Here is a 21,155-nt window from a genome sequence, read left to right as displayed (position 1 = left end):
TGGAGACATGAAAGCTAAAATTCGTGAGGGCTGGTTTCTCGTCCGTCAGCATATGTTTATTGCTGCACTTCTATTTATCTATCAGCTCATATGGGGGTACTTTATTTACCGGCTGATTCAATCAGCAGTAGTTCCTCTCCTGCTGCGTTATCCTACAGATGATGCGGGCGAACTGAGCACACTTTTGTTCAAAATGGAAAGTCAGCTAAGCCTGTCCGGCCCTGAGGTTCAGCGCTATCTGTGGATCCTGGGCGGTATGCTGCTGCTTCGCATGCTGATCAGCCCGCTCTTCCAGGCTGGCCTGCTCTATTCCCTGCAGCATTTTAATGCATCAGAAGAGCGAATTCCTTTTGTCCGTGGCATCAAACAGTTATGGAAACCGATGCTGCTCCTGCACGCTGTACGTACGTTGCTGTTATTTCTTCCGGCATACTGGCTCATACCGAAGCTGTATTCCATATTAATGGACAGCTTTCATTCTCTTCATTTACTTCTGCCAGCCCTTCCTTATGCAGTTGGGTGGATCATATATGGCTGCATTGTACATCATACGATGCTCTATATGCAGTTTGGCGCTTCGGCTCCGGAAGGGGAGGGTGGTATTCATGGAACGTTCAAGGGCTTATGGGTTGCTGTACGCCGCGCCTTAACGATTATCGGGATTGCACTGATGCTGGGACTCATTCATCTACTCATCTTTGGTGCATTCACATCGGCGTCATGGTTCCTGACTGGTCTTACCGGGCTGATCCTTCAGCAGTCTTATCCACTTGCCCGCAGCCTGCTCAGCTTATGGAAAGTATGTACCCACTTCCGCGTATGGCAGTCCACATTTTCCAAGGATGAACGATAAACCGTTTACAAAATGAAAAATTGTTACCATCTCATGTTAAACTACTCATGCTTTATTGCGTATAAATACGCAAACCTCGACCTTTCCCCGTCAAAGGTCGAGGTTTTTTTTGCTAATTTTACTGCTAAACGTTGCCAAAGCCCCACTCCTCTGGTACAATAAGCGCAGTGAGTTTTTAGTAACAACTTTGTAATCTTTAAATCCTTATTTGTAACAACTTAAAATTAAATCCTTAAAATTAAATTATCGTTCGTTTTTTCAGGTGCATAACTAGCATAGCCAAATTCCTGGCACCTGGGAAGCGGGGGAACCAGTTATGGGTGAATTGATCTTGATACAGAGGGATCATAGGGGACCTTCAACCGAATCCTTAAGCTAACCTCGCAGGCGTTGGAAGGGGTATATCACTTGTTTAAGAAGAAATTGACCGCAGCAGTACTTAGCCTCACATTTGCATTATCACTTGGTGCAGGCAGCGCATTTGCAGATTCTAAGATGGATAAAGTTATTGATTCAGCAATGGGAACTACATACAAAAGCGGAGGCACAACGCTTGACGGTTTTGACTGCTCCGGATTTACACGGTATGTATTCGACAAATTAGGTATTGATTTGGCTCGTCAATCCAGCTCTCAATATGACATGGGTGATTCCGTATCCCGCATGGAGATGAGACCTGGTGATCTGGTATTCTTCAACACAACAGGTAAAGGCGTATCTCACGTAGGAATTTTCGTCGGTAGTGGAAAATTTGCACATTCTTCTTCTTCTAAAGGTGTAACCATCAGCTCCTTAAGTGAAGATTACTGGGCTAACCGTTACATTGGCGCTAAACGGATTATGAGCACGGACGCATATGAGTCACTGGTCCTCGAATAGGGACAAGCTGTAATCTACATGATGCTGGAACCATGAACTATACTGGAACGAAATACGAAGCAACCAATCGAACCGCCCGGTACATTCTCCGCAGGAATGTATCCGGCGGTTTTTTTGTGCTTTCTGATCCTGTGTGATCGCTGATGCAGCAACTCATGCCTGAGCTCCTGAACCAACACATTCACTTTATTTCGTTTGTCCGTGCCCTTATGATGTTTTTACCCATCCCGTTATAATATAAACGGAATGAGTCCGACTTTTGTTTCACTTTTTTTGGTCTGAACAGAGAGTCTTGTCAAATGAATCGCTCTTTTGTAGAGTGAACAGAGAATGAGTAACAACGAAAGGAGTGTGCATTGTTATATGAATGGAACCCCTGTGGCGTACCATGTCGTGCCAATGGAGGAAACACACGCAGAACTTATATGTGGATGGCAGTATGATCCACCTTACAATATTTATAGCTGGCTTCCCTGGGAGCAGATGAAAGCATTGGAAGTCGAATTTGGAGATGCACAGCTTCGCCAAGAGCAGTATGCTATCGTCCTGGATCAACAGGAGCAGGTCTGTGGATTTGCCCAATTTTTCCCTCTCCAGGGCGTAACACGTATTGGCCTCGGCATGCATCCAGAGAAGTGCGGTCAAGGTCTAGGGACTGCGTTTGTTGCTGCAATCGTGCAGGAAGCTATACGCCGGAATCCGTCCAATGAGATCGATCTTGAAGTACTAACCTGGAACAATCGTGCCATCCGTGTTTATCAGAAGAGCGGCTTTGTCATCCATGATACATATGAACGTCAAACACCAAGCGGGCTAAAGCCCTTTCATTGCATGGTATATGAGGGTCCGAGAACGTAAATGAATAACTAAAATCGTTTCAATTTATCTCTCTTTTGTGATTCGTTCAAAAAATTACCACAAAATGCTATGATGTATCGACAGCTTCCGTTATAATGATAGGGATAGTTTGGGTTAGATGATCTTACATTCTGGAGGGGACATAAGGGATGCACAAATGGATCATGAGCGGGGTATTTTTTGCAGCATGTGCTTTAGCTATTGTTTTAATGTTTACGCTTCCAGGTAAAGAGGAAGTGGCTCAAGAAGCCAAGCCAACCATGCCTGAAGTCACTATGGACGCTGGACAGGCCGAGACACTGGTGAAAGCCAACTGTATTTCCTGTCATGGTGACCAGCTTCAAGGTGGCGTAGGCCCGGCTCTTGCAAACATTGGCAGTAAAGACGATGTAGAGAAAATCTATTCTACGATTGTCAAAGGTAAGGGCGGCATGCCTTCGTTTAAAGGAAAACTACAGGACGAGGAAATTGCCCACATCGCAATGTGGCTCGCAGAGAAAAAGTAAACCCGTCCTTCATACGGGTAACCCAAAGGCCCTCATTTCCCAACCGGGAGACAAGGGCCTTTGGGCTGTTTGCTCTGAACATCTTCCCGCAGACCGATGCTGCGGCAGCTTATTCTGTTCTCATTTTCTCAAAAGCTTCATTGTATTGCTCTGCTTCTTTAATATCGACCGATGTAATGCCGCCTTCATCCCATGAAGTCAGACGCAGCGTAACGGTTGTATAATCAATGGTGATAAAAGGATGATGATTGAATGCTTCCGAGATCGCTGCGACCTCGTCTACAAATGCAATCCCTTTCATATAGTTAGAGAACACAAATTTACGGACAATCCACCGTCCCTCTTCCAGTTCCCAGCCTTCCAGCCTTCCCAGATGAGCTTCGACTTCCTCTTGCGAAAAAACCATGCGTTATCTTCCTCCCCATATGATGAGACATCGCGGATTTGCATCCGCATGACCATCGACACCTTTTCTGCTGCTGATGCAGCCCTAAAGGCAGGCTCCGCCCTGCGAAAGCCTTTTTTCATGAGTATCATCTTATCACGTCAAAGCGTCAAAATCCATAGAACAGACGGCTCAGAGCCTTGAAGCACAAGGCATGTTGTAGATCCGTTACGATATTCAGATCAAAGGTACAAACGTCAGCTCTTCTTCTCCAATCAAAATATGAATCCGGTGCTGGTCCTTATCATAAATCACGACACCGCTCCCTACCGGAATAACTGACTCTTCACCGAGCGCATAGAATAGATCTTCGGCCAGTGCCTCATCCACCTCCAGCTGCTCTGGTTCCCCCAGCCTGCCCCACTCTTCTGCATCCATCTCGAAGAAAACATAGCGATCCGGTATACGTCCGATGGCCGATGTTAAATCTGTCAATATTCCTTCATAATCACGTCCATGCTTTACGCCCATTGACTTTTCACTCCTACTGGCTCCCGAAGGTGCGGATTTGATCTTATTATACCTGAAAATAACCCTTAAAAAAAAAGCCCATTTGGTCGATAAATACTATACATGACCGTTTCAATCGTTTTGGCTGCCCTGAGGGGCGTCAGACATGCAGCGGATTGCGGCGTTTGCGTTCGTCCGGAAGCCCGAATTCAGCCGCTTGAAAGGATTCAATTTTATCTCATGGATGAGGTGTATGATGGAAATTTCAACGATTATCGGACTAGTTTTGGGTTTGGTCTCCCTTGTACTTGGTATGTTCCTAAAAGGAGCACCCCTGATCAACCTGGTTAATAACCCTGCTGCTTACGTTATTATCTTCGTTGGTACAGCAGGAACCATCTTTATGGCGTTCCCTATGTCTGAGGTTAAGAAGATCCCGAAGCTTTTCGGTATCCTTTTCAAAAAGCAACAACTGATTGATCGCGTCTCTTTGATTGGCACATTTATGGATTGGGCTTCCACCACCCGTCGTGAAGGCTTGCTTGCACTGGAATCAAAAGTAGAAGAGATCGATGATCAGTTCCTTCGCAGCGGTATGCGTATGATCATTGATGGTAACGACCAGGAATTCGTCAGTGATGTACTGATGGAAGATATTCATGCAACGGAAGAAAGGCACCGCGGCGGTGCACTGATCTTCGCCCAGGCGGGGATGTATGCACCAACACTAGGGGTTCTCGGGGCCGTTGTTGGTCTTATTGCCGCACTGGCCGACCTGAGTGACATGGAGAAGCTCTCTCATGCAATCGCGGCTGCCTTTATCGCAACCCTTCTCGGTATCTTTAGTGGTTATGTATTGTGGCACCCGATGTCCAACAAGCTGAAGCGGATGTCCAAGAAAGAGATGGAGATCAAGCTAATGATGGTTGAGGGACTTTTGTCTATCCAATCCGGTGTGTCTACCATCGCCATTAATCAGAAGTTATCTGTATTCCTGACACCTTCCGAACGTAAACAACTGGAAGAGAAGGAGGGATCATCAGGTGAAAAAGGCTAAAAAGCATGAACCACATGAGGAGCATATTGACGAAAGCTGGCTGCTTCCCTACTCTGACTTGATGACTCTGCTGCTGGCTTTGTTTATTACCTTGTTCTCCATGAGTTCGCTAGATGCGGCCAAATTTGAGCAGATGGCATCAGCATTAAGCAGTGCGCTGAACGGAGGCTCTGGCGTTCTGGATCATACTTCAATGAATCCGACGGATTCCAGTACCGATCTAGGCAAGAACAAGGAAATCCCGAAGGAAATTACAAAGAAAACACCTGCTCAGATTACAGATGCCCAGATGGCTCAGAAGGAACAGGAAGATCTGGAGAAGCTGAAAAAGCAGCTCGACAAGTATATTGCTTCCAATGGACTTTCAGACCAGCTGAACACCAAGCTTAATCAGTCTGAGCTGAAAATCACCATCAGTGACAAGGCCCTGTTCTCCTCAGGTCGAGCAGATGTAAAGCCTGAATCACGTTCCCTTGCCAAGGCGATCTCCAGCATGTTGCAGGAGTTCCCGGAATACGAGGTTGTCGTATCGGGTCATACAGATAATGTACCCATTTCGAATAACCAATATAAAGATAACTGGGACCTGAGTGCAGATCGAGCGCTGAATTTCCTGAAAATTTTGCTGCTTAACCCTCAGTTAGACCCTTCCAAGTTCACACCTAGTGGATATGGAGAGTATCATCCAGTTGCAAGTAATGACACAGATGCCGGAAGGTCACAGAATCGCCGTGTAGAAGTGTCTATTATCCGGAAGTATCAAAGTAACAACACCAATGTAAAATCCGTTGGAGGCGGCAACTAGACGCTCTCAGCATATATGGCATGGCAAACCGTTCTCCTTGGGTACAAGGGAGAGCGGTTTTTTTGTTTTTACAGGATGAGATGACGCCCCTCCATTGTTGCCAAACCAAAAAGCACTGCCCCTTCTAGGGAACAGTGCTTCGATTTTGAATTCATTCCGAGCTCAACGAGCCCGAAATCATATTTCCATATGCTCTACAATTCTTTATTCCAGCGTATAGTTGAGCAAATCACCCAGCTCTGATTTTTCCGCAGCTGTAAGCTCTCTCCATGATCCTGTGGCCTGTTCTCCAAGATGAATATTCATAATACGCACCCGCTTCAGCTTGCGAACCTCATAGCCAAATGCACTGCACATGCGCCGGATCTGTCGATTCTTTCCTTCTGTTAAAATAATGCGAAATACACGGTCTGTCATTCGGGTCACCGTACAAGGAAGAGTCATCTCGCCTAAAATCTTGACTCCTGTACTCATACCTCGAAGGAAGCTCGGTGTAATGGTTCGATCCACCGTAACGATATATTCCTTCTCGTGTCGGCCCTCTGCTCTCAGAATCCGATTAACGATGTCCCCGTCATTGGTCATTAGAATTAAACCTTCTGAATCCTTGTCCAAACGGCCAATAGGAAAAATTCGTTCATCGTGACCTACAAAATCAACGATATTCCCTTGAATATGCTGCTCTGTTGTACTTGTGATGCCTACTGGTTTGTTCAGCGCAATATATACATGTTTTTTCTTCTCGCTGATCGGCTTGCCATTGATACGTACATCATCGCCTTCTTCTGCCTGACTGCCAAGCTCTGCCTGGATGCCGTTAATGGTCACCTGACCGCTTTCGATCAGCTTGTCGGCCGCTCTCCGGGAGCAGTAGCCTGTTTCACTAATAAATTTATTAATACGCAAAAGGTCATCTCACCTCATCTAGTTCTCTTCATCTGGTTGTTGTTCTTCCGCAGGCTGATCTGCCTCCGATAATGATGATGTTTGCTGTTCGGAAGCCGGCAGTTCAATAATAACAGTTGTGCCCCTGTTGAGGGCACTCTTAATATCCATCATGCCCTTATGGGATTGAATAATGCGCTGGCTCACCATAAGACCAAGCCCTGTACCTGACTCCTTGTTGGTGAAAAACGGCTCTCCCAGCTTTGGCATCATTTCTTCCGGGATACCTATCCCTTCATCCCTGATCTCGATTCGCACCCGTTTCGCCTGCTCATCGAGCTTCAGTTTGATATAGATGCTTCCTCCGTTAGGCATAGCCTCCATACCATTTTTCAGCACATTGATAAATACTTGCTTGAGCTGATTCTCTTCACAGTGTACCATAGCTGAATCCGATGAAGCACGCAGTACAAACTCCACCCCATGCAGATGGGCCTGACTGTCCAGCAGTGAGATAACATCTCCTAGAATAAAGCGAACATCCCTGTCCTGAAAATGAACCGCCTGTGGCTTCGCCAGAATCAGAAACTCGCCCACAATCAGATTGATCCGGTCAAGCTCGGATAACATCAGATCCAGATGACGGTGATTCAGCTTGTTGCTTTGCTGTTGAAGCTGCAAGAAACCACGCAGCGTTGTAAGCGGGTTGCGGATTTCATGGGCTACTCCAGCAGCAAGCTGACCCACAGTGGTCAGCTTCTCTGACCGTCTCAGCAGCTCCTCCATGCGATTGCGGTTGGTAATATCCCTTGAGACACTGATGAGCGCTGTAATCTCCCCTGCCTCATCACGCACAGGAGCTGTACTTACACTAACCTCTACTCGTGTCCCGTCTTTTTTCATCCAGACGGTTTCATTCGACGTAATCGAAAGACCCTCAATCAGTTGAGCATGCTGACGTGCCATCTCTTCCGCAGCCTCTGGTGGAATGATCTTTAGCAGACGTCCTTCCACTTCACGGCTCCGAAAGCCGTATAGTTGTTCAAATGCCCGATTGACCCTGAGCACTTTCCCTTCAAGATCCGTAATATGAATTGCATCTGCCGTTTGATTAATGATGGACTCCAGATGTTCCTTGACCGCCCGATTCTCTTCATACATCTGTTTCAGACGGCTTGTATAGTGGCCCAGGTTTCGGATCATCGCGTTAATCCGATTGGCGAGCTGACCTAGCTCGTCCTTGCGCTTTATTTTCAGACGAAAATCAAAATGTCCATCCGCCACATCATTAACTTTGCCCAGAATAGACTGGATCGGACGTGTAATGTACCCTGCGAGCAAGTAGCTACCAAAGATCACAATTTCCAACAAAACAAGTGATATCGATGCATGGCTGACCAATTGCTCCGACACCATGGAGGATATTTGTTTGTAGTCCATGACAATACTGATGACATAAGAGGGCTTATTCGGTGTGAAAATCGGGATGAAATTCTTCAGCACCTTCTGGTCATGAGTTTCACTTACAAATGATACATTCTGCCCGGTGCGAACAGCACGTACCACAGCCCGATGGTCTTCGTCTACCGAGCCATACTGATACGTACCAAAACGAATCGGTCTGTTATTCAGCTTGCTAAAGTTTGTATCTCTCCCGTCTTCACTCATATCCGGGCTGGCAAAAGTGAGCGGATTAATGCCTGTAATCTCCAGTATGGAAGGATTGACTTCACGAATTTTGTTCAATATCTCATCCGGACTCGAGATTTTCACATAGTCATCAACTTCAGCATTATTATAGAAGGGATTGATTATGTAGTTTCTCTTTCCATCATGGTAATATCCCCAGATGTCAATATCCGTCGGACTAGATGTCGAATACTCGAAACCGTCTGACCAGAAATGATCCAGCTTCTGCCCTTCAGGAATCGTTACCTGCTGCTTGTCAAATAACTGCTTAAAAGCCTGATACCAGTATGACATCGATTTTGTAGACAACCCAATCTCTCTTGGGTCAGAAGAACGGCTAACAACGATGTCATCAGCTGTCTGTTCCAGAAGTGATATATGGGAGACTCCTACCTTTTGACTCAAACGCACCAAATCTTCATTCGTAATATTTTGGATGTCGGGATCCAGTTCATTAGCTGCCATCATTGAAGCAAGCCACAGATTGTTGCCAATCTGGCGTTTGACATAATCCGAGCTGTATTGATTCTGTTCTACAGAAATAGCGATCTGCTTCGCGGTAAGCACCATCTTGTTCTCGCTATCCTGCCTCAGATTCTCTTCTGTAGTATAATAACTCAGTGCAATATTTAATATCAAAATAACAAGCACCGAGCACGACATAATCATGGATAATTTCGTTTTAATAGACAAATTCGCTGTTCACCTCTTGGCTTATGCCCTCTGGCGATATATGGCAAAACCTATATCCATCATAACGCTTGTGTGACTATTTGAAAAGGAGAATCGCCCTTTGCCCAGAAGTTACCGCCCAAGCGGCAAAATCGAATTTCGTAGTATTTTGCGATTGCTATGATCTACTATGATCTACAATGAAATAAATCACTATATTTGTACACAAATCCACAGGCTTGTGGATAGTATGTTTATAACTATGTGTGCAACTGCTTAGTTATCCACAATTCTATACACAGTATGTTAACAACCCGAATATTTGTTCGTTGTATAAACGTTATTAGAAGGAGTTTTTTATCCATGAATGACCCATTTTTCCAGTCGGAGCCTACAGAACTAGAACAGCACGAGCATTGGATGAGGCAGGCTATTGCAGAAGCGCAGAAAGCAGAAGCGCTCGGTGAGGTGCCTATCGGTGCTGTCATCGTGCGCAACAATGAAATTATAGGCCGCGGCTACAATCTGCGGGAAACAACACTCGATTCAACCGCCCATGCCGAGATGGTTGCCATCCGTCAAGCCAGCGAAGCGATAGGTGCCTGGCGGTTATTAGACTGTTCTCTCTATGTTACTCTTGAACCTTGCCCAATGTGTGCCGGAGCGATTGTTCAGTCCAGAGTCCCCCGTGTTATCTTCGGTACAGCTGATCCCAAGGCGGGTTGTGCGGGAACGTTAATGAATCTGCTTCAGGAACCAAGGTTTAACCACCGTACCGAAGTCATCGCGGACGTGCTTCAGCCGGAATGCTCAACGATGCTCACCCAGTTTTTTAGAAAGTTGCGAAAAAAGAGATAACCTTGTAACATAAGAAAACATTATGCAAAAGAAAGGATGTTTACTGCAATGGCCATCACACTGTATGATACCGCCCACGGCATAAGCCTTCGGCTGCTTGATGTTCAGGATGCACAAGCCTATCTCAATTTGGTTCAGCATACACGTATCCCTTATCAGCCGGTTGAACCGGTTCGGGATGATGAGTTTTATACGCTGGATGCACAGATGCAGCGGATTAAGGATCGGATGAAAGCTGCTGATGAGGGTACAGGTTATCAGTTTGGCATTTTCACAATTAAGGATGATCTGCTTATTGGGCAAGTCAGTCTAAACAATGTCGTACTCGGTGTTGCTAACTACGCAGACATGGGATATTTCATCCATCCGGATTATCAGGGCGGTGGCCGCATGACAGCTGCGGTTAAGCTGGCGGTAGCGTACGGCTTTCGTGCCTTGAAGCTGAATCGGATTCAGGCAGCAGTATTGCCTGCCAATAAAGGCTCTCAGCGTGTTCTGGAGAAGAACGGATTCCAGCCTGAGGGAATCGCTCGTAAATATTTGAAAATTAATGGCATGTATCAGGATCACCAAGTCTATGCTGTGCTCGCTGAGGATTTGGAAGACGTGCAGTAGCCGTAATGGCTGAAGCAGTTGTTCAAGTTAGGGTTCTACATATTAAAACCGCACCATTCCTCGGTAGAGGGAGCGTGCGGTTTTTAAATACGAAAAAACCGCCTGGATACCAGGCGGGAGAAATGGATTTCTCCGCATGAATATCCGAGCAGTTTCGCCAAGAGTTCAGATATTAATATCCGTAGGAGGAATTCAGCAGCTCCTCGAACTCTTCCATTGTAATTACATCGTCACCCGTTGGGATGTTGATTTTAAATTCCGGCTTTTGGTTGATCTTCGTGTATGTGTTGGAGCCTGTAAAAGCCAGCTTCATTTCGTCTTTGGTATCTTCCGGTTTAATCAGCATGTCAGCGACCATTTTTTGATATACCGGGAAATCATTTTTATCCAAAGCAAAATCAATGTTAAACGTGTTGATCGTCAGAACGTTGTTCAGCTTATCCAGATCTTTGGTCATTTCAGCTTGATCCGCTGCATTCATCTTCAAATCTTCTTTCGCTTTGTCGATGTCCTCTTGGCTCAGCTGCAGCATATCCCGATATTCTTCTTTGGATACAATGTCCATTACCTTAGGCATCGCTTTAGTTACCAGTACAGTAATAGCTTCCTTCACATTGTCATTGTTCACCGAGAATTGTACAACCTGTTTGGCATCTACACCCTCAGGCAATTTTGCATCTTTGGTATCCAGGTTTTTGAAAAATTTAGCTTGATCATACTCACCCAATACCGCATCCATTAGCTCATTGCTCAGCTTCTGAGTTTTGGCTGCATCCAGTGCATCCGGGTTCCATTCTGTACCCTCTTGCTCAGCAAGTTTTTTCAGATCAAATTCAATGAATTTGTTAACGACATTTTCCGGAATCGGGAAAAACGGAATGTTCGGTACTTTGACGTACAATTTCTCTTTGGTCAGAACCATAGGAATGTTAAACGTCATACCCATATCGCCTTTAAGCTCGATGCCAACGGTCATCTCTGTCTGCATTGGCTCGCTTTGATATACACCCGTTACGTTCAGCTGTGCATCCTTCAACATGCTCATAAATTGAGTCATGCTTGGATCTGTCTGAGATGCATCACCAGGTTTATAGCTCAATTCATTAATTGTAAAGTTGGAACTCATCTCGTACGACGTTAATTTGGAAGCATTCGCCGCTGCTGTCTTCAATGCTTCCTTTGGTTCCTGCTTGCTACTACATGCTGTTAAAGCCAAAGATACAGTTAACAACAATGTGAGAAGAAGCGCCCCCATGCGTTTAGTCATTTGTTTCTCTCCTCTCGTGATAACCCCAAAAAAATAATTCAATATCAATGATATACCATCCCGGCAGATACTGAAACCTAATTTGGGAAAATTGTGATTTTTCCTCTTGAAAATGGCTACAAAGACCTATGTCAGGTACGGGATGATCTGACTGCTAGTCTTTCCATTATGTATGAATACGCAAAAGCCCCCTGTTTGGTAACAAGGGACTTTCAGATTTGTTCAATTCTGTTATGTGACGCCAGCGTATTCAGCAGCAATAAATGGAATTACCCTTGTGGATTCAGGTGATCCACATGGTTCTGATTTTTGACCTTTTTGGAGCCGGACAAGGGTTCCTGCATCGAGGAGCGTTTGGATGAATGACGATGCTGCTGGTTATCCTGAGCTTCCGGTACAGGAACTGCTTTCGGTTTACTCATTTAGAAGCCTCCTCATCATAGTATTTAGGAATGGGACGGGTCCCGGTCTTCCGTCTTATCGTGATTTAACGCATCCTGATGGCGACGATCATTGGTATCTTGCTGTATTTGCTGGGCATGATGGCTGTTCACACCAGTCTGTTCAAGATCTTCAACGACATTTTGCAAATTTTTATCTACGCCTGCCTTCGCTTTGGTCAATGTACTTCCAACTCCTTCAGGTTCCATTAGGAATTTGTTATGGATTGCAGGGACTGAGCACATTCATGAATATGTCTGGTGTAATCATGGGCGAGCTCTTGTATAGGCTCTGTGCGTTCATCTGTTGTCCGCCCATCCCGTTCCACATCAATCAGCTCAACGCTAACCTCACGAGAATCAACATATTGACATTTAAAATCAAAAGAGTACATCTCGTGCCCCGCTGTTGCAATGTGTATCCGAATCGCTTGTTCATCGGCCTCATCGGCCATCACCTGCGCCTGATCTCCTGCATTCAGGACTTGTGGCAAACGATCCTGCCATGCACCTACAAGTTCGTTCTGATCTATGTTTAGCTCGCGGTTCATCTTAACCACCTCCACTTCTATAACGTGCGGCAATAATGCGGTTTTTATGCATGCTGCGAATTACTAATCGTTGCTCTGCTTCATCAATAAATTTCATATTTTTAATGGGTAATCAATCGCGCCATATTAGTTAACTCATTGCGAGAACGATTGCTTCTTGTAGAGATCATCTAACTGCACCTGTAGATCTTTATCAATCCTTATTGTGATAGGTTACGGATTTATCTCCTTTAGGCGTTAAAATAAAATCATTACTCATGAAATACATTACCTCTAATCTAATATAGAGATGAAAAATGATTGCATATTCACTTGTGCATGATACAATTATTTCATATTGCAGAGGGGGAAATCATCCATTGAGAGTTGCCACAGGTATAATCTTCGCATTTTGGCTTGTATTCATGCTGTATAAGTTTATGACAACCCAACCCGTAGATTATGATGGGGAGACCACACGCATTTTAAGCGGAGGGCTAATCTTCGTTCAGTTCATTGCATGGGCTTTTATTTTTACGAAGCCATTTACAACCTTTTCAATTCTAGTCATGGTAGAAGTGTTGAGTTTGTTATTAGCAATAACGTATCAACCAGGCTATTCGGTCTTTGCGATCGTTAACCTAATCTTCCTTATTATGAGCTTTGCTGGACATAAAGAGTTGCAGAAGAAAATTATAGCGTCTAAAAAGCAAGCCAAAACTACATAAGTTTCATTTAAAGGTATACCGCTTTCTAGGTATGCCTTTTATTTTCTGCACAAAATGCCGCTACCCTATCGGCGGGACAAAATCGGAGATCGTGAACAAAGAGATTCTTCAAGTTTGCTATCGCACGTTGCAGTAGGCTAGACTGAAGAGGAAGTGATGTGGCAGGTGAAGCATTTCTAAGACCGAAGGAGTAAAGCACTCTAATATCCGCTGAGGAATGTCTAAATTATTCTTCCTTTGCCCACGCTTATGCGGTATTTTTCCATTGCTTGAACTCGGAGTACCTCCCGTTAGATTTTTCTCTAATGATCACGAATAAAAAAACGCACTAGACCGTTGTTCAACAGTCTAGTGCGTTTCAATCATAATCACCGCAAAACCATATGCAGTGTGCAATTTAAAAGTTATGGCGGAGAGGGTGGGATTCGAACCCACGTGGGCTTGCACCCTAACGGTTTTCAAGACCGCCCCGTTATGACCGCTTCGGTACCTCTCCATATATTCATTTTATAAACTTGCCACGAAAAGTATCATACCATAGATTAATGGTGAAGTGCAAGTTTTTTATTTAAATTTTATGTTAGTACCTGATTTTAACAACCATCAGCACTGTAACACATCATCCGTTCCACCCGCCACCCTCAAATGGCGAATGGAGTTAAGATGACTTGTTGATTATGCTATTTCAAGCTTGGACTATTTACGGCGAGTGATGACTTCAAGCCCACCCATATATGGACGCAATGCTTCTGGAATAATCACCGTACCGTCTTCTTGCTGATAGTTCTCCAGAATGGCTGCTACCGTACGCCCTACCGCCAATCCTGATCCGTTCAGTGTATGCACAAATTCAGGCTTCGCCTTAGGCTCTCTGCGGAAACGAATATTGGCACGACGTGCCTGAAAGTCTTCACAGTTGGAGCAGGAAGAAATTTCACGATACGTGTTGCTCTCTGGCAACCATACCTCGATATCATACGTTTTAGCCGAAGTGAAGCCCATATCTGCTGTACAGAGCGTCAACACACGGTATGGCAATCCCAGCAGCTGCAATACACGCTCCGCATTCTGTGTCATTTTCTCGAGCTCATCATACGATGTCTCCGGTGTAGACAGTTTAAGCAGCTCTACCTTGTTGAACTGATGCTGTCGAATTAAACCGCGGGTATCGCGTCCTGCCGAACCGGCCTCCGAGCGGAAGCATGAGCTGTACGCCACAAAATGCTTCGGCAGATCATCCGCATTCAAAATCTCTTCGCGATGGTAGTTCGTTACCGGCACTTCTGCTGTAGGAATCAGATAATACTCCGTATCTCTCAGCTTGAACAGATCCTCTTCAAACTTCGGCAGCTGTCCTGTGCCAAACAGGCTGTCCCGATTGACGATATATGGAGGCAGAATCTCTTCATACCCATGCTGGTCACTGTGCAAATCCATCATAAAGTTAATCAATGCACGCTCCAGACGCGCCCCAAGTCCTTTGTAAAAGGTAAAGCGAGAACCCGTGACTTTAGCGGCTGCTTCAAAATCAAGGATATCCAGCTCCTGTGCAATCTCCCAGTGCGCCTTAGGAGTGAAAGCAAACGACTTTGGCTCTTCCCAGCGACGAATTTCGACGTTGTCTTCTTCAGATGCTCCCACAGGTACACTCTCATTAGGAATGTTGGGGATCGCCATTGTCAGATCGTTGATCTTCACTTCAAGCTCACGGACTTCTTCGTCCATCGCTTTGATGCGATCGGAAACTTCGCGCATTTCAACAATTAGGTCATCCGCATTCTCACGGTTTTTTTTCAATCTGGCTACTTCTGCTGACACTGTATTACGACGGCTCTTCAGGTTCTCACTCTCCTGCAGCAATTCCCGGCGCTTAGCGTCCAATTCGGTAAATCCTGCAATCAGATCAACTGATTTACCGCGGTTATTCAATGCTTCTTCAACTCGTGCATATTCATTCCGCAATATTTTTACATCAAGCACTACGTACCCCTCCTAGATAAGCCCTCATATCAGGCCTCATGTCAAACCTATAAGTAGAACTCTTATTAAATATACAATATATCTATTATAACCTAATCCGTGCCAATAACCGAAAAAACAACCTATGTCCCCGGTGTCGCCTTCCGCTGCGATTCCCGCTATGCAGCAGTTACAAGCAACATGAGGCATCCGTCCAGATGCAGCTGCCGCAGCGGCCTTGAGCAGACGGCTGGGGAGTGATCCGAGGACCGGGAGATCATAGGTTGTACATCATACTTTATTTTGCTTCTACAGATTGTTTGTAAGCTCTAGCCATGTCTACAAAATAAGCATGCAAACGATAGTCGTCTGTTAACTCGGGATGATATGAGCATGCAAGCAAGTGACCCTGGCGCGCTGTCACAATCTCATCGTTATAGGTTGAAAGCACCTCTACTCCATCGCCAACACTCTCAATCAACGGTGCGCGTATAAATACAGCACGTACCGTCTCATCAATGCCTTTGACTGGCAGATCGGTCTCAAAGCTCTCTCTCTGTCTTCCAAACGCATTGCGGGACACGGTCATATCCATGAGCTCCAGATGAGCCTCATCCTGCCCCTGAATATGCTTAGCCATAACGATCAAACCCGCACAGGTTCCGAATACCGGCTTGCCTTCTGCGGCAAAAGCACGAATCGCTTCCATAAATCCGTACTTGCGCATCAGCTTGCCGATTGTTGTGCTCTCGCCACCTGGCAGAATCAAGCCATCCAATTCTTCTAACTGCTGAACCTGCTTGATAGCTATACCTTCTGCCCCAGCACGTTCAATGCTGCGTATATGCTCCGTAACAGCACCCTGAAGTGCCAAAACACCGATCTTCATCTTATAATTCCCCTTCTCTTACCAGCCGCGATCCTGCATACGCTCGGAAGGTGCAAGTTTGGAAATTTCGATGCCTTTCATTGGCGCTCCCAGATTTTTGGAAACTTCTGCAATCAATTTATAGTCTGTGTAATGAGTCGTTGCTTCTACAATCGCACGTGCGAACTTCTCAGGACTGTCGGATTTAAAAATACCGGAGCCTACGAACACCCCATCCGCTCCAAGGTGCATCATAAGCGCTGCATCTGCCGGGGTTGCTACGCCACCCGCTGCGAAGTTAACCACTGGCAATTTTCCGTTCTCATGCACATCCAGCAACAGTTCGTAAGCTACGCCCAGGTTTTTCGCTTCGGCATACAGCTCGTCCTTAGACATATTCGTCACTTTACGAATCTGGCTGTTAATGAAACGCATGTGGCGTACCGCTTCAACAATGTTACCTGTTCCCGGCTCACCTTTGGTACGAATCATGGACGCACCTTCACCAATACGACGAAGGGCTTCACCCAAGTCTTTTGCGCCACATACAAACGGTACAGTGAACTCATGTTTATCAATATGGAATACTTCATCCGCAGGAGTCAGTACTTCACTCTCATCGAGGTAATCCACACCCAGTGACTCAAGCACTTTAGCTTCTACATAGTGACCGATACGAGCTTTAGCCATAACAGGGATCGTTACAACCTTCATTACTTCTTCCACAATTGTTGGATCGGCCATACGAGCCACTCCACCTGCTGCACGAATATCGGAAGGAACACGCTCAAGTGCCATTACTGCTGTTGCCCCTGCTGCTTCCGCAATTTTAGCTTGCTCAGCGTTCATGACGTCCATGATAACGCCGCCTTTTTGCATTTCAGCCATACCTCTTTTAACGCGTGATGTTCCCGTTTCCATATTCCAAGCCCCCCGTAGTGTATGTGTTGTCTCCCATTTTCAATAAGCATTGAACTGCTTGTTTCCTTATGAAAGAACCTTAGACTTTTTTACTTTAATACGTCGAATTCTAACTTGATATTTTACCGTAAAAAACGTAAATATACAATCCACTCATTCGGTATTAGTTTGTATTTTTCGGTTAGAACAGGTTTTTGATTCCGTCAAACAGATCAACGAAGAAATCTTTAATGGCACGGAAGAACAGACGGAACCAACCTCCCTTTTCCGCCTCTTCAGCAGTAATCAGGTTTACCGTTTTCTCCTGCGGTTCCATTCCCTCTGCTTTGTAAGTGTACGTTACCGTACCAACCTTGGTGCCCGCTTTGATCGGTGCAACCAGTTTGTCAGCTTCGGTAACACTTGCTTTGAATGTAACCTCCAGGTTCTGAGTTCCTTTAGGCACGACAAAACTTACCGCATTATCTGTAACGACCGGAACGGACGTCTCTTTCCCTTTTTTCAAAGGTACCGATTCCCAGCCTGTTACTTTTGTTTTACCTGCAACGGCTTGTTTAACCTCGAAATTGTCGAATCCATAGTCCAGAACCTTTTTAGTCTCTCTAAAACGAGCGGATTCCGAATCGGTGCCCATAACTACGCTGATCAGACGCATGCCGTTACGTTCAGCCGTACCTGTAAAGTTATTACCTGCGTTGCTTGTGTGGCCTGTTTTCATGCCATCCAGACCTTCGTAGGCGTAGCTTTTGAAGTTGGTTATATTTTTATTCGCTTCCAGCATCCAGTTATAGTTGATAATCGGTGCTTTATCGTTAGGACGGAATTTGTAGGATTGAATTGTTGTGAAATCCTTGTAGTCCGGGTGATCTCTAACAATATATCTGCACAGAATTGCAGCATCCATTGCAGACATCACTGTTTCCTTGTCTTCTGCTGGGCGGAATTCAGCTGGCATATCTTTTCGGTCCAGACCGGTGGAATTAATGAAGTGAGTATCCTTCATCCCCATACGCTGGGCTTCTTCATTCATCATTTTCACAAACTCTTGCTCCGAACCTGCAACAAACTCAGCGAGCGCAACGGTAGCATCATTCGCTGAACCAACCGCCATCGCGATATACAGATCCTTCACTGTGTGCTTGTCACCTTCAGCCAGGAAAATACGTGACCCGATACTTTTCGCAGCGTTCTTACCCACTTCAACGACAGTATCCCAGCCAAATTTGCCTTGCTTGACCTGCTCAGCAACGATATATTCTGTCATCATTTTGGTCATACTCGCTGGCGGCATTGCTTTATCGGCATTAACCGACAAAAGGATCTCGCCTGTGGAAGCTTCCATCAGAACTGCTGACCTCACATCAAGTCCAAGCGAATCGACTGACGGAATGCTCACAGCCTTTGCTGATGTTTTTGTAGTCGTTGCCGCTGCCGTCAAAACCTGACCAGAGTTGTTTGCTGCCGCCATCACAGGCATTACCGCAGACATACACAGCATGTTAAGCAGCATAACGGAGGCTACGCTCTTTTTGAGGATTTGACGTTTCTTCTTATTCATGTGTTTGGCTTTCAATTGATGAATACTCCCTTCGATCCGAAGCTTCTGAATGAGATGCCTCAGTGCAGCTGAAGCTGCCCATTTTCTTAATCCCTGTCCATGTGTAATTGGATGTGTATCTTTGTTATATGCGCTGTATCGAAATGAGCAGTTTTGCTCTAACGTCCAGATCTATTGTCACTTCGTTCGCATCTTGCCGATGGTTTATGTATCTTCATCAGACATCGGCTCTTCTTGTCGTGGATATGTTAAAACGGACTCCACTTAGATCTAAGTAGTGCAGCAATGAGTCACATCAAAAAATCGCCGCAACGCCCATATCCATCCTTGGACGGTCACCGCTTTTTCTATTCTATCACAGGGGTATCCGCAAAAAAAGACAAGCCCGGCGAAAATCGCCGGGCTTGTCTTGGAAATGATTAACTCTCTTCGCATTACAACGAGTAGTTAGGTGCTTCTTTGGTAATCTGTACATCATGCGGATGGCTCTCACGAAGGCCAGCGCCTGTAATACGGATAAAGCTTGTATCGTTACGCAATTGATCCAGGTTGCTTGTTCCGCAATATCCCATACCCGAACGCAAACCGCCGATCAATTGATGAATCGTGTCGGACAAAGGTCCTTTGTAAGCTACACGACCTTCAATACCTTCAGGAACCAGTTTTTTGTCGTCGTCCTGGAAGTAACGGTCTTTACTTCCTTGTTTCATTGCAGCCATCGAACCCATACCACGATATACTTTGTAACTGCGTCCCTGGAAGATTTCCGTTTCTCCCGGACTTTCTGCTGTTCCTGCGAACAGGCTTCCCAACATGACTGCATGAGCGCCTGCTGCAAGAGCCTTGGTGATCTCACCAGAGTATTTAATACCGCCGTCAGCGATAATAGGTACACCGTACTCACGTGCTACGGTAGCACAGTCATATACTGCTGTAACTTGTGGAACCCCGATACCTGCAATAACACGAGTTGTACAGATGGAGCCTGGTCCGATACCGACTTTCACGACAGATGCACCCGCTTCAATCAGATCACGTGTTGCTTCTCCTGTAGCAACGTTACCTGCAATGATGGTCAGATCAGGGAAACGTTCACGCAACTGACGAACTGCGTCGATGATGTTAACATGATGTCCGTGTGCCGAGTCAACTGTAATCAGATCTACACCCGCATTAACAAGAGCCTCTGCACGTTCAAAGGTGTCTTTGGAAATACCAATTGCAGCACCGACCAGAAGACGACCTTGCGCATCCTTCGCAGCTTGCGGGAACTGAATTGCTTTTTCAATATCTTTAATGGTGATAAGACCTTTCAATGTGTTGGACTCATCCACCAATGGAAGTTTCTCGATTTTATGCTTCTGCAAAATAACTTCAGCCTCTTGCAAAGTCGTACCAACTGGCGCTGTTACCAGATTTTCATGCGTCATAACTTCACTGATCTTGATATTAAAATCATGAATAAAACGCAAGTCACGGTTCGTCAGGATACCTACAAGCTTCTGGTCGCCTTCAACAATAGGCACACCAGAAATCCGGTATTTTGCCATAACTGCTTCAGCATCAGATACCAGATGGTCCGCAGTCAATGAAAATGGATTAGTAATAACTCCGCTTTCTGAGCGTTTAACCCGATCTACCTCTTCCGCTTGCTGTTCAACAGACATATTTTTATGAATAATACCAATACCGCCCTCGCGTGCAATTGCAATTGCCAATGTCGCTTCTGTAACAGTATCCATCCCTGCGCTAATCAATGGAATGTTCAATTTGACGTTATCGCTCAAACGAACGGATACGTCTACTTCTTTTGGCAGTGTCTCGGATTTCCGCGGCACTAGCAATACATCATCAAAGGTGAAGCCTTCCTTACCAAATTTATCTTCCCACACGCAAGTGTTCCTCCTTATGTTTGCTCAGCTTTACGGACCAAAACCCGAAGATTCCAGGCTGTATTTTATGCCGAAAATACGTTTTCTGAAAATATATTATTGTCCATCTTAGCAAAGCGATATTTAGAATGTCAAGGGAAACTGCTTGGATATATCAGGTGTAGTATCCCATGTACACAACTGTGTTCCTTGTGTGGACACGCTTTGATAATATAACAAAAAAAGCGCCCATTCATTCAGACTGGCACGCCTACTTCGATTGTTATTTAAGTTAGGATTTCCTGAAATGTACAGTTTTATGTTGCATTTAATTAGGATACTAATGCATCACTATGGCATAAATAAATAAAAACCACCACCGAACATCATCGGCAGTGGTTCTTTGCTTGGCGGCTTCCTACTCTCCCAGGACCCTGCGGT

The 21,155-nt window shown here is 45.4% G+C and carries 22 protein-coding genes, 1 tRNA gene and 1 riboswitch; of the genes, 9 read left to right on the top strand and 14 right to left on the bottom strand.

The features are described from left to right. Positions 1-7 precede the first annotated feature (7 nt). The 4 genes from ACQSGY_RS28825 to ACQSGY_RS28810 all read left to right on the top strand — a co-directional run bounded on the left by ACQSGY_RS28825 (position 8) and on the right by ACQSGY_RS28810 (position 3,096). A complete protein-coding gene (locus tag ACQSGY_RS28825; RefSeq protein WP_427181985.1) occupies positions 8-853 on the top strand; it encodes a hypothetical protein in 846 nt (281 codons plus the stop codon). Positions 854-1,120: 267 nt separating this feature from the next. Beyond that, positions 1,121-1,258: riboswitch (cyclic di-AMP (ydaO/yuaA leader) on the top strand. A gap of 3 nt (positions 1,259-1,261) precedes the next feature. Then, positions 1,262-1,732, top strand: coding sequence for a C40 family peptidase (locus tag ACQSGY_RS28820; RefSeq protein WP_427181984.1), 471 nt, complete (start codon positions 1,262-1,264; stop codon positions 1,730-1,732). 363 nt (positions 1,733-2,095) lie between these two features. Next, positions 2,096-2,590, top strand: a complete 495-nt coding sequence (locus tag ACQSGY_RS28815; protein ID WP_427181983.1) for a GNAT family N-acetyltransferase — start codon at positions 2,096-2,098, stop codon at positions 2,588-2,590. Positions 2,591-2,739: 149 nt separating this feature from the next. After that, complete coding sequence (locus ACQSGY_RS28810) at positions 2,740-3,096, top strand: c-type cytochrome (RefSeq protein ID WP_427181982.1); 357 nt, start codon at positions 2,740-2,742, stop codon at positions 3,094-3,096. A 109-nt stretch (positions 3,097-3,205) separates the two neighbouring features. Here the strand turns inward: ACQSGY_RS28810 and ACQSGY_RS28805 are convergent, their stop codons facing one another. Together ACQSGY_RS28805 and ACQSGY_RS28800 are read right to left on the bottom strand one after the other, a co-directional pair. Continuing rightward, entirely contained in the window at positions 3,206-3,502 is a 297-nt protein-coding gene (locus ACQSGY_RS28805; RefSeq protein ID WP_111272736.1) for a 4a-hydroxytetrahydrobiopterin dehydratase, read from the bottom strand. Positions 3,503-3,718: 216 nt separating this feature from the next. Next, entirely contained in the window at positions 3,719-4,012 is a 294-nt protein-coding gene (locus ACQSGY_RS28800; protein ID WP_427181981.1) for a hypothetical protein, read from the bottom strand. Between the two features lie 235 nt (positions 4,013-4,247). Between ACQSGY_RS28800 and motA the strand changes: the two genes are divergently transcribed. Both motA and motB read left to right on the top strand, forming a co-directional pair. Then, complete coding sequence (gene motA, locus ACQSGY_RS28795) at positions 4,248-5,048, top strand: flagellar motor stator protein MotA (protein ID WP_110899509.1); 801 nt, start codon at positions 4,248-4,250, stop codon at positions 5,046-5,048. Then, a complete protein-coding gene (gene motB / locus ACQSGY_RS28790; RefSeq protein WP_427181979.1) occupies positions 5,035-5,853 on the top strand; it encodes a flagellar motor protein MotB in 819 nt (272 codons plus the stop codon). Before motA ends, motB begins: the two co-directional genes overlap by 14 nt. Before the next feature lie 204 nt (positions 5,854-6,057). On the opposite strand, the gene rluF is transcribed toward motB, so the two are convergent. Both rluF and ACQSGY_RS28780 read right to left on the bottom strand, forming a co-directional pair. Beyond that, entirely contained in the window at positions 6,058-6,759 is a 702-nt protein-coding gene (rluF, locus tag ACQSGY_RS28785) for a 23S rRNA pseudouridine(2604) synthase RluF (RefSeq protein WP_427181978.1), read from the bottom strand. Positions 6,760-6,777: 18 nt separating this feature from the next. Then, on the bottom strand, positions 6,778-9,120 hold the full coding sequence (locus ACQSGY_RS28780) for an ATP-binding protein (RefSeq protein WP_427181976.1): 2,343 nt from the start codon (positions 9,118-9,120) through the stop codon (positions 6,778-6,780). Positions 9,121-9,462: 342 nt separating this feature from the next. Between ACQSGY_RS28780 and tadA the strand changes: the two genes are divergently transcribed. Both tadA and ACQSGY_RS28770 read left to right on the top strand, forming a co-directional pair. Next, positions 9,463-9,957 carry a tRNA adenosine(34) deaminase TadA gene (gene tadA / locus ACQSGY_RS28775; RefSeq protein ID WP_427181975.1) on the top strand — a complete coding sequence of 165 codons (495 nt, stop codon included), beginning with the start codon at positions 9,463-9,465 and terminating at the stop codon, positions 9,955-9,957. 48 nt (positions 9,958-10,005) lie between these two features. Beyond that, complete coding sequence (locus tag ACQSGY_RS28770; protein ID WP_427181974.1) at positions 10,006-10,572, top strand: GNAT family N-acetyltransferase; 567 nt, start codon at positions 10,006-10,008, stop codon at positions 10,570-10,572. A 172-nt stretch (positions 10,573-10,744) separates the two neighbouring features. Here ACQSGY_RS28770 and ACQSGY_RS28765 read toward each other — a convergent pair whose 3' ends face one another. The 4 genes from ACQSGY_RS28765 to ACQSGY_RS28750 all read right to left on the bottom strand — a co-directional run bounded on the left by ACQSGY_RS28765 (position 10,745) and on the right by ACQSGY_RS28750 (position 12,830). Continuing rightward, positions 10,745-11,839: a hypothetical protein gene (locus ACQSGY_RS28765; protein ID WP_111272728.1), complete on the bottom strand. Its 1,095-nt coding sequence runs from the start codon at positions 11,837-11,839 to the stop codon at positions 10,745-10,747. A 269-nt stretch (positions 11,840-12,108) separates the two neighbouring features. After that, on the bottom strand, positions 12,109-12,261 hold the full coding sequence (locus ACQSGY_RS28760) for a small acid-soluble spore protein P (protein WP_111272727.1): 153 nt from the start codon (positions 12,259-12,261) through the stop codon (positions 12,109-12,111). Between the two features lie 24 nt (positions 12,262-12,285). Beyond that, the gene (locus ACQSGY_RS28755; RefSeq protein ID WP_427182007.1) at positions 12,286-12,489 is read right to left on the bottom strand and encodes a hypothetical protein; all 204 of its coding nucleotides are present in this window, start codon (positions 12,487-12,489) and stop codon (positions 12,286-12,288) included. Continuing rightward, positions 12,489-12,830 (bottom strand): hypothetical protein, encoded by a 342-nt coding sequence (locus ACQSGY_RS28750; RefSeq protein WP_427181973.1) that lies wholly within the window; start codon positions 12,828-12,830, stop codon positions 12,489-12,491. The genes ACQSGY_RS28755 and ACQSGY_RS28750 overlap by 1 nt, the downstream gene beginning before the upstream one ends. Before the next feature lie 359 nt (positions 12,831-13,189). Here ACQSGY_RS28750 and ACQSGY_RS28745 point away from each other — a divergent pair, with 359 nt between their 5' ends. Continuing rightward, a complete protein-coding gene (locus tag ACQSGY_RS28745; protein ID WP_427181972.1) occupies positions 13,190-13,537 on the top strand; it encodes a hypothetical protein in 348 nt (115 codons plus the stop codon). Positions 13,538-13,944: 407 nt separating this feature from the next. On the opposite strand, the gene ACQSGY_RS28740 is transcribed toward ACQSGY_RS28745, so the two are convergent. The 6 genes from ACQSGY_RS28740 to guaB all read right to left on the bottom strand — a co-directional run bounded on the left by ACQSGY_RS28740 (position 13,945) and on the right by guaB (position 20,735). Further along, a tRNA-Ser gene (locus ACQSGY_RS28740) sits at positions 13,945-14,033 on the bottom strand. A gap of 200 nt (positions 14,034-14,233) precedes the next feature. Next, positions 14,234-15,517, bottom strand: coding sequence for a serine--tRNA ligase (gene serS / locus ACQSGY_RS28735; RefSeq protein WP_427181971.1), 1,284 nt, complete (start codon positions 15,515-15,517; stop codon positions 14,234-14,236). Positions 15,518-15,794: 277 nt separating this feature from the next. Next, positions 15,795-16,385: a pyridoxal 5'-phosphate synthase glutaminase subunit PdxT gene (gene pdxT, locus ACQSGY_RS28730; RefSeq protein WP_111272724.1), complete on the bottom strand. Its 591-nt coding sequence runs from the start codon at positions 16,383-16,385 to the stop codon at positions 15,795-15,797. Between the two features lie 18 nt (positions 16,386-16,403). Then, positions 16,404-17,285, bottom strand: a complete 882-nt coding sequence (gene pdxS / locus ACQSGY_RS28725) for a pyridoxal 5'-phosphate synthase lyase subunit PdxS (RefSeq protein ID WP_062329598.1) — start codon at positions 17,283-17,285, stop codon at positions 16,404-16,406. Between the two features lie 181 nt (positions 17,286-17,466). Continuing rightward, positions 17,467-18,858: a D-alanyl-D-alanine carboxypeptidase family protein gene (locus ACQSGY_RS28720; protein ID WP_427181969.1), complete on the bottom strand. Its 1,392-nt coding sequence runs from the start codon at positions 18,856-18,858 to the stop codon at positions 17,467-17,469. A gap of 419 nt (positions 18,859-19,277) precedes the next feature. Next, entirely contained in the window at positions 19,278-20,735 is a 1,458-nt protein-coding gene (gene guaB / locus ACQSGY_RS28715) for an IMP dehydrogenase (protein ID WP_145406648.1), read from the bottom strand. Positions 20,736-21,155 lie beyond the last annotated feature (420 nt).

This window comes from Paenibacillus sp. TC-CSREp1 (genome assembly GCF_050171015.1).
Taxonomy (GTDB): Bacteria; Bacillota; Bacilli; order Paenibacillales; family Paenibacillaceae; genus Paenibacillus; species Paenibacillus silvae.
This window is presented reverse-complemented; position numbering and strand designations above follow the sequence as displayed.